Consider the following 13323-nt stretch of genomic DNA (forward strand, 5'->3'; position numbering starts at 1 on the left):
AAGAGAGACATTATGCACGCACATCCCTGGTGGAAAACGGCCACCATCTATCAGATTTACCCGAAAAGCTTCCGTGATACCACACAAACAGGGACAGGTGATCTGCCGGGCATTATCGAAAAACTGGACTATTTTTCGACCTTGGGCATCGATGCATTATGGCTAACCCCCATTTATGTATCACCACAAGTCGATAACGGCTACGACATTGCCGATTATTACGCGATTGACCCCAGCCTAGGCACCATGGACGACTTCGACACCCTGCTCGCCGAGGCGCATAAGCGCGATATCCGCATCATCATGGATATTGTGATTAACCACACCTCGACCGAGCACCCCTGGTTCCAATCCGCGCTGACTGGTAAAGACAGTCCCTATCGCGATTACTACATCTGGAAAGATCCGGTTAACGGCGGTGTTCCTAACAACTGGCAATCAAAATTTGGTGGTAGCGCGTGGCAATGGCACGAACCCACCGGCCAGTATTACCTCCACCTATTTGCCACCGAACAGGCCGATCTTAACTGGGAAAATCCTGAGGTGCGGGCAGCCGTCAAAGACGTAATGGCCTTTTGGGCCGAGAAAGGCGTGGATGGTTTTCGCCTCGATGTGATCAATTTGATCTCCAAAGATCAGTCCTTTCCCAACGATCATCAAGGCGATGGTCGCCGTTTTTATACCGATGGCCCCCGCGTCCACGAGTACTTGCAAGAGATCAGCCGGGATATTTTTCAGCATTACGGCAGCGTTACCGTGGGCGAGATGTCTTCAACCACTCTGGAGCACTGTCAGCAATACTCTGCGCCGGATGGCAAAGAGCTCTCCATGGTGTTTAACTTCCACCACTTAAAAGTCGATTATCCTGGCGGCGAGAAGTGGCGACTGGCGCCGTTTGACTTCTTGGCCCTAAAACAGCTTTTCCGCACTTGGCAACACGGCCTGCATAATCAAGGTTGGGGCGCACTGTTTTGGTGTAACCACGACCAGCCGCGTGTGGTCAGCCGCTTTGGTGATGACCGCCACTATCGGGTCGCGTCCGCTAAAATGCTTGCCACTGCGATTCATATGCAGCAAGGCACGCCTTACGTGTATCAAGGGGAAGAAATTGGCATGACTAACCCTGGCTACCAGCGTATCGATGACTATCAAGACGTTGAGAGTCGCAACATGCACCGTCTGCTTTGCGACCAAGGCATGCCAGAAGGGGAAGTGCTGGCCATTCTGGCGGCACGCTCGCGCGATAATTCACGCACGCCTATGCAGTGGGACAGTTCAGAAAACGCCGGTTTTACCACAGGTACACCGTGGCTAACGCCTGCGCCTAACTATGTTGACGTCAATGTCGACACCGCACTGGCGGATAAAGACTCGGTGTTCTATCACTACAAAAAGCTGATTTCCCTGCGTAAAACCTTACCCGTGATCCGTGAAGGCGATTATCAGGACTTGTTGCCTGATCACCCACAACTGCTCGCCTATCGTCGCGACAGTGGCGACAGCCAACTGGTGGTGGTGTGTAATTTTTATGCCGAACCGGTCACGGCGACCTTGCCTCTCGCCCCTGCCCCGACCGCAGACTTGGTGAGCCATAATTACCCAGAAGCCAAGCCTTTAATGCCAGAAATGCAACTGGCACCCTATGAAGCCTTGGTGTATTTGATTCATCCCGCTTAACCCACACAAAAATGGCACGCCTTGGCGTGCCATTTTTCTTACAACGGCCAGTGGCTTTGGTTACTGACGCAACGCTCGCTCGCCGCGTGCGATGCCAACCACACCGCTACGTGCCACCTCAATGATCTCAGTGATCTCACCGACCGCGCGGATAAAGGCATCTAACTTGTCACTGTCACCCGTCAACTGCACGGTGTAGAGCGAGTGCGTCACATCCACAATCTGACCGCGGAAAATATCGGCGGTGCGTTTTACCTCCGCGCGGGCAAAGCCGCTGGCTTTCACTTTCACCAATGCCAGCTCGCGCTCAATATGATCGCTTTCAGTCACATTGCTTACTTTCAGCACATCAATCAGCTTATGCAGGTGCTTTTCGATTTGCTCGCGGTCCGCGTCGCTCACCACCGAGGTGGTGATATTCAAGCGCGATAAGGTTGCGTCATCCGTCGGTGACACCGTGAGTGATTCAATGTTGTAGCCACGCTGAGAGAATAAGCCCACCACGCGCGACAAGGCACCTGGCTCGTTTTCCATTAAAACCGATACAATACTGCGCATTAGGTTCTCTCCGTTTTGCTCAACCACATTTCATTCATCGCCCCACCGCGTACCTGCATCGGATAAACGTGCTCGGTTTCATCAACATTGATATCAACAAAGACCAAGCGATCTTTCATCGCCAAGGCTGCCTCTAAGCCCGCTTCCAGCTCGGAAGGGTGATTAATGCGCATCCCCACATGACCATAAGCCTCAGTGATCGCAGCAAAGTCCGGCACCGAGTCCATATAAGAGTGCGAATGGCGGCCTTGATAAATCATGTCCTGCCATTGTTTGACCATCCCGAGGAAACGGTTGTTGAGGTTGACGATCACCACCGGAATGTCGTATTGCAATGCCGTCGACAGCTCCTGAATGTTCATTTGAATACTGCCATCGCCGGTGACACACACCACCTGCGCGTCCGGCAGCGCAAACTTCACCCCCATGGCAGCGGGTAGCCCAAAGCCCATGGTGCCCAAGCCGCCGGAGTTAATCCAACGACGTGGTTTATCAAACGGATAATAGAGTGCCGCAAACATTTGATGCTGGCCGACGTCTGAGGTCACATACGCCTCGCCATGGGTGAGGCGATACAAGGTTTCAATCACTTGCTGGGGTTTAATCCGTTCAGGATCAGCGACATATTGCAAACATTGGCGCTCACGCCAAATCTGAATATTGTGCCACCAGGTGCTGATCGCATCGCTGTCGTTATTGCCACCTTGATCCACCAGCAATTTGAGCATGCTATTTAATACCGCATCCGCCGAGCCGACGATGGGAATATCTGCGGCCACGGTTTTAGAAATGCTGGAAGGATCCACATCAATGTGCATGATGGTGGCATCGGGACAGTATTTTTCTAGATTGTTGGTGGTACGATCGTCAAAACGAACACCAATACCAAAAATCAGATCGGCTTGGTGCATCGCCATGTTCGCTTCGTAGGTGCCATGCATACCCAGCATACCCAGCGCGTGATCATGGGTGCCGGGAAACGCCCCCAGGCCCATCAATGTGCTAACGACGGGGATGTTTAGACTTTCTGACAACTGGCGAATTTGCTCGCCGCAGTCGGCCATGATGGCCCCACCACCGACGTATAGCACCGGCTTTTTCGCTGCCAGTAGCGCTTTTAAGCCACGTTTGATCTGACCTTTGTGCCCTGACGTGGTCGGGTTGTAAGAGCGCATACGCACACTATCAGGGTACTGATACGGATGCTTTTGCGCCGGATTCAGCATGTCTTTGGGGATATCCACCACCACAGGGCCAGGACGTCCTGTCGCGGCAAGATAAAAAGCTTTTTTTACAATATTGGGAATATCTTCGGCGCGCTGGACTAAAAAGCTGTGTTTGACCACCGGGCGGGAGATCCCCACCATGTCACACTCTTGGAAGGCATCATTACCAATCAGGCCGCTCATGACTTGGCCAGAAAACACCACCATGGGGATCGAGTCCATATACGCGGTGGCAATGCCGGTAATGGCATTGGTTGCCCCTGGGCCTGACGTGACCAGAACCACGCCCACTTCCCCCGTGGCACGCGCATAACCATCGGCCATGTGTACCGCGGCTTGTTCGTGGCGCACCAACACATGGTCGATATCACTTTTTTCGTGTAATGCGTCGTAAATATCCAGTACCGACCCGCCTGGATAGCCAAAAATATGTTTTACGCCTTGATCGATCATGGAGCGCACGATCATCTCGGCACCGGATAACATTTCCACTCTACGCCTCCCTGTTTGCATAGTTAGGACTTACTTTTAGCCTAATCCTGCCCCTTACTCTTGGATGTACTGGTGGTCACTCACCACGCGGACATCTGAACCAAATACTGGCGGTAAGGCGGCGTTAGATTGTCACTTGGCCTGCTTCGGATGAAGCTGCAATCAATGTAACGTTTTATTTGCAAAACTGTCTATTAGCTAATCAGTATTTACATTTTTAATCTAAATGTTGAGTGAATGTTGCTGGTTTACGCTGACCACGGGGGAGGAAATTGGAAACATCCACTATAAAATCGACACTTTGCCAGATTTGCTATTCAGGCGTGGGGAGGAAAAAGGGGGAAAAGGCATACAAATAACGAAAACAAAGGAAGATTCTCAGCCATGAGAAACCTTCCCCCGCTTTGATGCACCAGGACTAACGTTGATACATGGTGTCAATGTGATGTTGGTAACGTGAAAGGATCACTTTGCGGCGCAGTTTCATGGTCGGCGTGAGCTCGCCACTGTGCATGCAAAAGCCCTGTGGCAACAAGGTAAAGCGTTTGACTTGCTCAAATTTGGCCAATTCATGTTGTAAGCTCTGCAAACGCTTTTCAAACAAGGCTACCACATCGGCGTGTTTTAGCAGCTCTTTGCGATTTTGATATTCGATATTGGCCGCCCGCGCCCACTCTTCTAAGGCATCGAAGCAAGGCACAATCAAGGCCGATACAAAATGACGCGCCTCGGCCACCACCGCAATCTGATCGATAAAATGATCGCGCACCAAAGCGCCTTCCACCCGCTGTGGTGCGATGTACTTACCGCCTGAGGTTTTCATCAACTCTTTGATTCGGTCAGTGATAAATACGTTGCCCTTGGCATCAAGATACCCCGCATCGCCGGTTTTCAAAAAGCCATCCTCGGTAAAGGTGGCGGCAGTCGCATCAGGCTGATTAAAGTAACCCCGCATTACCATCGGCCCACGGACTTGAATTTCATCGTCCGTCCCAATTCGCACTTCTGCCCCTGGCATCGGATGGCCAATCGATTGGGGATCAAAGCGGGTATCGTCCCAGCAAGAAACCGTGGCGGTGGTTTCGGTCATGCCATAACCGAGCTTGACGTTAATGCCTATTGCGTGGAAAAACGCGCCGATATCAGGATCAAGACGCGCCCCACCGCACGGCATCAAACGCATCTTGCCACCTAGTAGCGCACGTAATTTGCTGAGCACCAGCTTGTCGGCCAACGCCAATTGCCATTGCTGACACCAAGACGGAGACTGGCCGGTGCGTAATTGCGCAGCATGACGCTCACCTTGGCGCAGTGCCCATCGGAATAAATGCGGTTTAACACCGGTGGCCCGACTGAGTTTGTCGTGGATAGCACCATGGATTTTTTCATAAAAACGCGGTACCGCACACATTACCGTCGGTTTGACCTCGGCCAATGCATCACGCACCTGAAGCGGGTTGGAGAGATAGCAATTGACCGCCCCGCGGTGAAGGACGTAATAGCTCCATGCGCGCTCAAACACATGAGAAAGCGGCAAAAAGGCCAAAGAGACATCATCGGGGCTTAATGCCAATACTTGATCGTGCACATCCAACTGCGCCGCCACATTGGCATAATCCAGCATCACCCCTTTCGGATCGCCCGTAGTGCCGGAGGTATAAATCAAGGTGGTCAGATCGTCCATGCATCGTGCGTCAATGCGCGCGTCTAACTCGGCTTGATAGCCGCGATCGTCTTGCAATAGCCAGCTGGCCCAATCCCACACCTTGGGATGCGCGGGAACCGCCGTCTCTTGACTTAGGGCAACCACCCCTTTGACATTGGGGCAGTGTTTAAGGGCAGTAACCGCGCTCTCCAGTTGTTCGTCACCGGCAAAAATCCACTGCACGTCTGCATCATTGATAATGTGTGCGGCTTGCTGGGCGGTGCTAGTTGCGTAAATCGGCACAGGTACGGCGCGAATTTGCAACGCGGCATAGTCCAACATTGCCCATTTTTCGCTGTTCGGCGCAAAAATGGCGACGGTTTGCTGCACCTGACAGCCAGCGCTGAGTAAGCAGCGTGACAGCTGATCGATGCGTTCGCCTAGCTGGCGCCAACTAATGCTTATCCATTGCGTGTCTTGTTGGAAGCGGATTGCTTCGCGTTCATTTTGGGCGGCAATCTGCTCGCGAATGCGCGTGACGATATGGTTTTGGGTGTTCACGGAGTCTCTCTTGGCTCGCCGTTTGGCGAACACATGTACGCTCAATAATGACAGCGAGTTTACCGAGCGCACCATCAAACTCAAGAGAAATTGAGTGAATGCTCTAGCAAAAATGTAAAAACGTGATTCAGCCTTGTGGAAGCAGCTTATCGGCGCGCGCCGCACATCGCACTACCGAATCAAGCGTTGCAACCTGAGTGGGTGTGGATCCATGCGCATTGATGAGCGATTAAAGTCCAAAATCGACTCCTCAACCGTTTCTGGATAGTCAACCTGAGCCCATAGATGGTGAAACAGGCTACGTGTCTGACTTAACTCTCCTTTTACCAGCCACTCCGCCAATGCTTGAGCAACATCTGGGTACCCAATCGCGCCCACCGCCGGTGCCTGCAGCCATTCACGTACCGCGCTCGCATTCAAGCTATCCATACTGTGTGCTAGCCCAAGCTGAGAAAGTGTTGCGACATTACTCAACTGTTCAAACTGACCAGACAATGGCTTTAAAAGGAGCTTTTTCCCTAAACTTAATGCCTCCGATGGAAGCTCAAATCCCCCATTTGCGATCACACCCTGGCACTGATGCAGTGCCGTGTGAAAGCTTTCTTTGCCTAAGGGCATTAGCGTAAGGTTTTCACGTTGGTAGGGGGCATTAACCTCGGGGTGAAAGCAGATAAAAGGTTGGCTAAAGCGCAACAGCAGCTCACTGACTGCAGATAACGATTCAAAGGGGAGATACACCAGCACCGCCCTCTCCGCAGTGGACGATGCCACCGCTTTATCCACCGGAGTGGTATCAATAATCGGGGGTAAAATCGGTTGGTTAAAGTGATACCAATGCAAGCCAATGGCATAGTCGGTTGGCGCAAAATAACGCATGATAATGCGATTGATCAGCGTTTCCCCATGTTTGGGCACCGCGTGAGAAAACGCCGCTTGGTGGCTGATGGCCACCGATGGCACCCCTTGCCGGCGCGCCGCCCACGCACTGATGGGTTCAAAATCAGAGATAACCTTATCGTAGCCTGATACATCAAGCTGGCGAATATCGCGTCGGAGCTGTGTAAAACGATTGTGTCGCGCGGTGGCTAACATATCAATTTTGCCATCACGGCTGACAAAGCTCATGCCGGTAAACGTGCGATAGTCACCAAATGGCGCCATATCAAAATAACGCTCGGCTGGCCGCCCAGAAAAAACAAAATCGACCTCGACATCATATCCTGCTAAGGCACGAGCCATGGCGCGGGCTCGCGATATATGCCCGTTACCGGTTCCCTGAACACCGTATAAAAGCTTCATTAAATACCTGTTATTCCGTAAAGATCGAAAGTGATACTGTGTGCCAACGTCGCGCACAGCAGCCCTAACCCAGCGCCAACCACGATATCGCTCACAAAGTGCACGCCCAGTAACACGCGCGAAATACCGATTAAGCTGGCCCAGATGAACACCAAAAGGGTTAACGAAGGAAAAAAAGTGCTCAGCAATGAGGCCATGAGAAAAGCGGCGGCCGTGTGGCCTGATGGCATACTGTAAAGATCGGAAGGCGTGATAAAGGCAGGTAACTGCGAAGGACGTGCGCGCCGAAAGCTGCGTTTAAGCACCCAATAGATCGGGAGTTCGATGGCAAAAGCCGTCAGTCCTGTGAGCAAAAACCAGAGCCCGACCGCCTCATGAAGCCACCATGCAGTAAAGCCAATCACCAGATAGAGTGGCCCGTCACCTGAACGGGAAACGGCACGGGCTATTTTCGCTGTGCCAGCGCTAAAGCGGTGAGATAAACACAGTGTCGACACCGTGTGGTCGAAGCGTTGAATCGCGGTAAAGCTTCTCATCCTGCCTCCCAATGCGGCGAGCTGATGGTTAAACTCTAGTCAGCCGGTATGACAGGTCGGTGACGTTATTGGGTCATCTCGATGAATTTACGTCGCCGCTTGAGCTCAGGCACGTTGGGACAAGTAAAAATAATGAAGACTGGACAAAGCCGCGCCAGAGCACAGTACAAAAATCTAACTTTTAGTTTTAAAACCAGTTTAATTAACCAGTTTTTTACCATTATATTGCGCAGAAAACGGGTTTTGTTTTTTTCAGATTGACGCTTTCCCCATCGCTCTGTTATTTCTGGTAACAGAATATTTACTGACGGACATCAGCATGACACTGTTTCACCTACGCCTCATCCTCCTCCTTATCGTGACCCAGTCGCGCGGGTAGGTTTTGGGCAGAAAACAGTGAATGCCAAATCTCAAAAACCCGCGCCAGACGCGGGTTTTTTTGTATCTAACGTCGCCAAAATAACATCAAGCGCCAATTAAAGAGCCCTTCAAAGCGGCCAAGCAAACACAACAGGGAGTCACCCATGAGCGAGAACAGCCAAGTCATTCTGTTTGATACCACCTTACGCGACGGCGAGCAGGCGCTGTCAGCAAGTTTAACCGTCAAAGAGAAATTGCAGATCGCCCAAGCCTTGGACCGCTTGAAGATAGACATTATTGAAGCCGGTTTTCCGGTCTCCTCACCGGGCGATTTTGAATCCGTGCGCACCATTGCCGAGCACATGCAACATGCACGTGTCTGTGCCTTGTCTCGCGCGGTTCCTAAAGACATAGATGTGGCCGCCGAATCCCTCAAAGCCGCTGACGCCTTTCGTATCCACACTTTTTTGTCCACCTCAACCATCCATGTCAAAGATAAGCTTCGCCGCAGCTACGATGACGTGGTCGAGATGGGGGTACGCGCCGTTAAGCATGCACGCCAATACACGGACGATGTGGAGTTTTCCTGCGAAGATGCCGGGCGCACCCCAATAGATAACTTGTGCCGTATGGTCGAAGCGGCGATTGATGCCGGTGCGACCACCGTCAATATCCCAGATACGGTGGGTTACACAGTGCCGAGTGAATTCGGCGATATCATTGCGACCTTGTTTAACCGCGTACCGAATATCGACAAAGCCGTGATCTCTGTCCATTGTCATGATGACTTAGGGATGTCGGTGGCCAACTCTATTGCCGCGGTTCAAGCCGGCGCTCGCCAAGTGGAAGGCACTATCAATGGCATCGGTGAACGTGCGGGGAACTGCGCGCTGGAAGAGATTGCGATGATCTTGAAAACCCGCGCTGACTTGTTAGGCGTAGAAACAGGATTGAACCACACCGAAATTGCCCGCACCAGCAAGTTAGTTAGTCAGCTTTGCAACATGCCAATCCAACCCAATAAAGCCGTGGTCGGTGCCAATGCCTTTAGCCACTCCTCCGGCATCCACCAAGATGGCATGCTGAAAAACAAAAACACCTACGAAATCATGACCCCAGAGTCGATTGGTTTGGGCAAAAAGGCGCTTAATCTGACCAGCCGTTCCGGCCGTGCCGCGGTGAAAAGCCACATGGATAACCTTGGCTACGACCAACAAGATTACGATTTAGACACCTTGTATCAATCTTTCTTGCAGCTGGCGGATCGTAAAGGTCAGGTGTTCGATTACGACTTAGAAGCCTTGATGTTCTTCAACAACCTCAAAGAAGAGGACGACTTCTACAAGCTGAACTATTTAGGCGTGCAATCGGGCAGCCTAATGGCGACCACCAGCATCAAGTTGCAATGTGGCGACGAAGAGAAACGCGAGGCGGCAATTGGTAACGGCCCCGTCGATGCCCTTTATCAGTGCATCTACCGCATTACCGGCTATGACATTGAACTGGATAAATTCGATCTGACCGCCAAAGGAGAAGGAGAAGATGGTCTCGGCCAAGCCGACATCATTGCTAACTACAAGGGCCGTAAATATCACGGCACCGGGGTGTCGACCGACATTATCGAAGCCTCAGGTGAAGCGCTGTTGCATGTGATCAATGCCATTTATCGCGCCGACAAAATCGCCCAGATTAAGGAACAATCCCACTTAAAACAGGAGACAGTATAACCATGGCCAGCGCACATCAGATTGCTATTTTGCCCGGTGACGGTATCGGCCCCGAAGTCATGACGCAAGCCGAGAAGGTGCTTGATGCGGTTAGCGAGCGATTCTCACTCACCTTGGAGCGTCACCACTATCCTGTGGGCGGTGCCGCGATTGATGCCCATGGCTCGCCGCTGCCCGCACAAACCTTGGCTGGGTGTGAAAAAGCCGATGCAATTTTATTTGGTTCAGTGGGCGGCCCAAAGTGGGAGCATTTACCGCCAACCGAGCAACCTGAACGCGGTGCCTTGCTGCCATTACGCAAACACTTTGGGCTGTTCTGTAACTTGCGTCCGGCACAAATCCACACTGGTCTCGAAGGCTTTTGCCCGCTGCGCGCCGACATTGCCGACAAAGGCTTTAACATCGTGGTGGTGCGAGAGCTAACCGGTGGGATTTACTTTGGTGAGCCCAAAGGACGTGAAGGTGAAGGCCGCGAGGAAAAAGCGTTTGATACGGAAGTTTATCATCGCTATGAAATTGAGCGTATCGCCCGCATTGCCTTCCAATCGGCTCAGTTGCGTAATAAGCAAGTGTGCTCAATCGATAAAGCCAATGTACTGCAAAGCTCAATGCTATGGCGTGAAGTGGTGGAAGAGGTGGCCAAGGACTATCCGGATGTCCACTTGAGCCATATGTATATCGACAACGCCACCATGCAGCTGATTAAAGACCCGTCGCAATTTGATGTGATGCTATGCTCGAACATTTTCGGCGACATCATCTCCGATGAATGCGCAATGATCACCGGCTCAATGGGCATGTTGCCATCTGCGAGCTTGAACGCGAGTAAATTTGGTTTGTATGAGCCCGCCGGCGGCTCTGCGCCCGATATCGCGGGTAAAAATATCGCCAACCCAGTGGCGCAAATTCTCTCCGCCGCGCTAATGTTACGCTACTCGTTAGGCGAAGAAGACGCGGCCTGTGCGATTGAGCATGCGGTCAGCCAAGCACTGGCGGCCGGTGAGCTGACCGCTGATCTGGCGGGCAACCATCCTGCCCTCAGTACCGAACAAATGGGCGATCGTATCGCCGCCTATATCCGCCAAGGCGCAGAATAATTACCCGTAAGGATACGAGCTATGTCGAATGCAAACACCCAGCAAGGCGCCAAGACCTTGTACGAAAAAATTCATCAAGCCCATATTGTCACCGAGCAGCCCGGCGAAGCGCCGCTGCTGTATATCGACCGCCACTTGGTGCACGAAGTGACCTCCCCACAAGCCTTTGATGGTCTGCGGGAAAAAGGGCGTCCGGTGCGCCAAGTGAGTAAAACCTTCGCCACCATGGATCACAATGTCTCCACCGAAACCAAAGACATTAACGCGTCAGGGGAAATGGCGCGTATCCAAATGGAAACACTGGCCAAAAACTGCGAAGAGTTCGGTGTCACTCTGTATGACTTGAATCACCCTTACCAAGGCATTGTGCACGTGATGGGCCCCGAACTTGGTATTACCCTGCCCGGCACCACCATCGTCTGTGGTGACTCCCACACCGCAACCCACGGCGCTTTTGGTGCACTGGCCTTTGGCATTGGTACCTCTGAAGTCGAGCACGTGCTGGCCACCCAAACGCTCAAGCAATCCCGCGCCCGCACGATGAAAATTGAAGTCACGGGCAAAACCGCCCCCGGGATCACTGCCAAAGATATTGTCCTAGCCATTATTGGCAAGGTCGGTCATGCCGGCGGCACCGGGCATGTGGTGGAGTTTTGCGGGGACGCTATCACCGACTTGTCGATGGAAGGGCGAATGACGGTGTGCAACATGGCAATCGAATTAGGCGCCAAAGCTGGCCTGATCGCGCCGGATGACACCACCTTTGCCTATTTAAAAGACAAGAAATTTGCCCCTAAAGGCGAGCAATGGCAGCAAGCCGTTGCGTATTGGCAAACCTTGCACTCGGATGCCGATGCGCAGTTTGATCGCGTGGTCACCCTCGATGGCAGTCAAATTCACCATCAAGTGACCTGGGGCACCAACCCCGGCCAAGTGGTCAGTGTGCATGATACCGTGCCTGCCCCAGAGACAATGAACGATCCGATTGAACGTCACTCGGCAGAACGCGCATTAAAATATATGGGGCTGACACCCGGTCAAGCCATCAACCAAATCCGTATCGATAAAGTCTTTATTGGCTCTTGCACCAACTCACGGATTGAAGACATGCGTGCGGCCGCTGCGGTTGCCAAAGGGCGACGTGTGGCAGAGGGCGTGCATGCCATGGTGGTGCCAGGCTCCGAGCAAGTGCGGGCACAGGCGGAGCAAGAAGGACTGGATGTCATTTTCCGTGACGCTGGCTTTGAATGGCGCTTGCCCGGCTGCTCAATGTGTTTGGCGATGAATAATGATCGCTTAGGCCCCAAAGAGCGCTGCGCCTCCACCAGCAACCGTAACTTTGAAGGCCGCCAAGGCCGTGAAGGCCGCACCCACTTGGTCAGCCCAGCCATGGCCGCAGCGGCGGCGATTGCGGGTCATTTTGTTGACGTTAACCAATTATAAGGAGGCCTTATGTCAGGCATACACACTCATACCGGCATTGTTGCCCCATTAGATGCGGCGAACGTCGATACCGATGCGATCATTCCTAAGCAGTTTTTGCAAAAGGTCACCCGCACCGGCTTTGGTCAGCATCTATTTCACGATTGGCGCTTTTTAGACGATGCGGGCAAGCAACCGAACCCCGAGTTTGTGCTCAATCAAGCGCGTTACCAAGGCGCTAGCGTCTTGCTCACGCGCGAGAATTTTGGCTGTGGCTCATCCCGCGAGCATGCGCCTTGGGCGCTGGATGATTACGGGTTTAAAGTGATTATCGCCCCCAGTTTTGCCGATATTTTCTATGGCAACTGCATCAATAACCAAATGGTGCCGGTGACCCTTGAAGAAGCCCAAATCGATGCTTTATTTGCGTATGTAGCCGAAAATGAAGGCGCGACGGTAACCCTGGATTTGCCCGCCCAAACCATTCGAGCCGGTGAACACTGCTTTGCCTTCCAGATGGATGATTTTCGCCGTCATTGCCTGTTGGAAGGGTTAGATAGCATCGGTCTGACGTTGCAGCACGAAGCCGATATCTCACGCTTTGAAAAACAAATACCAGACTTTTTGGTGTAATACGCCCTCCAAGAACGCCAATAAGCGCGGTATTACCCGTACTTATTGGCGCTTCAACCCATTTTTTCCATCCTCAATGAAACCAACCGC

At 52.4% G+C, this 13323-nt stretch carries 10 protein-coding genes; 5 read left to right on the top strand and 5 right to left on the bottom strand.

Going from position 1 to position 13323, the window contains the following annotated elements; genetic code table 11:
* Positions 1-12: 12 nt before the first annotated feature.
* Entirely contained in the window at positions 13-1677 is a 1665-nt protein-coding gene (treC, locus tag WN56_RS06480; RefSeq protein ID WP_046074255.1) for an alpha,alpha-phosphotrehalase, read from the top strand.
* A 60-nt stretch (positions 1678-1737) separates the two neighbouring features.
* Here the strand turns inward: treC and ilvN are convergent, their stop codons facing one another.
* From ilvN to WN56_RS06505, 5 genes are all read right to left on the bottom strand, one after another.
* Positions 1738-2235: an acetolactate synthase small subunit gene (gene ilvN, locus WN56_RS06485; protein WP_046074256.1), complete on the bottom strand. Its 498-nt coding sequence runs from the start codon at positions 2233-2235 to the stop codon at positions 1738-1740.
* Entirely contained in the window at positions 2235-3953 is a 1719-nt protein-coding gene (locus WN56_RS06490; protein WP_046074257.1) for an acetolactate synthase 3 large subunit, read from the bottom strand. The genes ilvN and WN56_RS06490 overlap by 1 nt, the downstream gene beginning before the upstream one ends.
* A gap of 418 nt (positions 3954-4371) precedes the next feature.
* The gene (locus WN56_RS06495) at positions 4372-6159 is read right to left on the bottom strand and encodes a long-chain fatty acid--CoA ligase (RefSeq protein ID WP_046074258.1); all 1788 of its coding nucleotides are present in this window, start codon (positions 6157-6159) and stop codon (positions 4372-4374) included.
* Positions 6160-6330: 171 nt separating this feature from the next.
* Entirely contained in the window at positions 6331-7458 is a 1128-nt protein-coding gene (locus WN56_RS06500; protein ID WP_046074259.1) for an MJ1255/VC2487 family glycosyltransferase, read from the bottom strand.
* On the bottom strand, positions 7458-7994 hold the full coding sequence (locus WN56_RS06505; RefSeq protein WP_046074260.1) for a phosphatase PAP2 family protein: 537 nt from the start codon (positions 7992-7994) through the stop codon (positions 7458-7460). Before WN56_RS06505 ends, WN56_RS06500 begins: the two co-directional genes overlap by 1 nt.
* Before the next feature lie 524 nt (positions 7995-8518).
* Here WN56_RS06505 and leuA point away from each other — a divergent pair.
* From leuA to leuD, 4 genes are read left to right on the top strand one after another with little or no spacing between them, the layout of a single operon-like run.
* Complete coding sequence (leuA, locus tag WN56_RS06510) at positions 8519-10081, top strand: 2-isopropylmalate synthase (protein ID WP_046074261.1); 1563 nt, start codon at positions 8519-8521, stop codon at positions 10079-10081.
* Positions 10082-10083: 2 nt separating this feature from the next.
* The gene (gene leuB / locus WN56_RS06515) at positions 10084-11178 is read left to right on the top strand and encodes a 3-isopropylmalate dehydrogenase (protein WP_046074262.1); all 1095 of its coding nucleotides are present in this window, start codon (positions 10084-10086) and stop codon (positions 11176-11178) included.
* A gap of 21 nt (positions 11179-11199) precedes the next feature.
* Positions 11200-12621 (top strand): 3-isopropylmalate dehydratase large subunit, encoded by a 1422-nt coding sequence (gene leuC / locus WN56_RS06520; RefSeq protein WP_046074263.1) that lies wholly within the window; start codon positions 11200-11202, stop codon positions 12619-12621.
* 9 nt (positions 12622-12630) lie between these two features.
* The gene (leuD, locus tag WN56_RS06525; RefSeq protein WP_046074264.1) at positions 12631-13233 is read left to right on the top strand and encodes a 3-isopropylmalate dehydratase small subunit; all 603 of its coding nucleotides are present in this window, start codon (positions 12631-12633) and stop codon (positions 13231-13233) included.
* Positions 13234-13323 lie beyond the last annotated feature (90 nt).

This window comes from Salinivibrio sp. KP-1, from assembly GCF_000968645.1.
GTDB classification, from domain to species: domain Bacteria; phylum Pseudomonadota; class Gammaproteobacteria; order Enterobacterales; family Vibrionaceae; genus Salinivibrio; species Salinivibrio siamensis.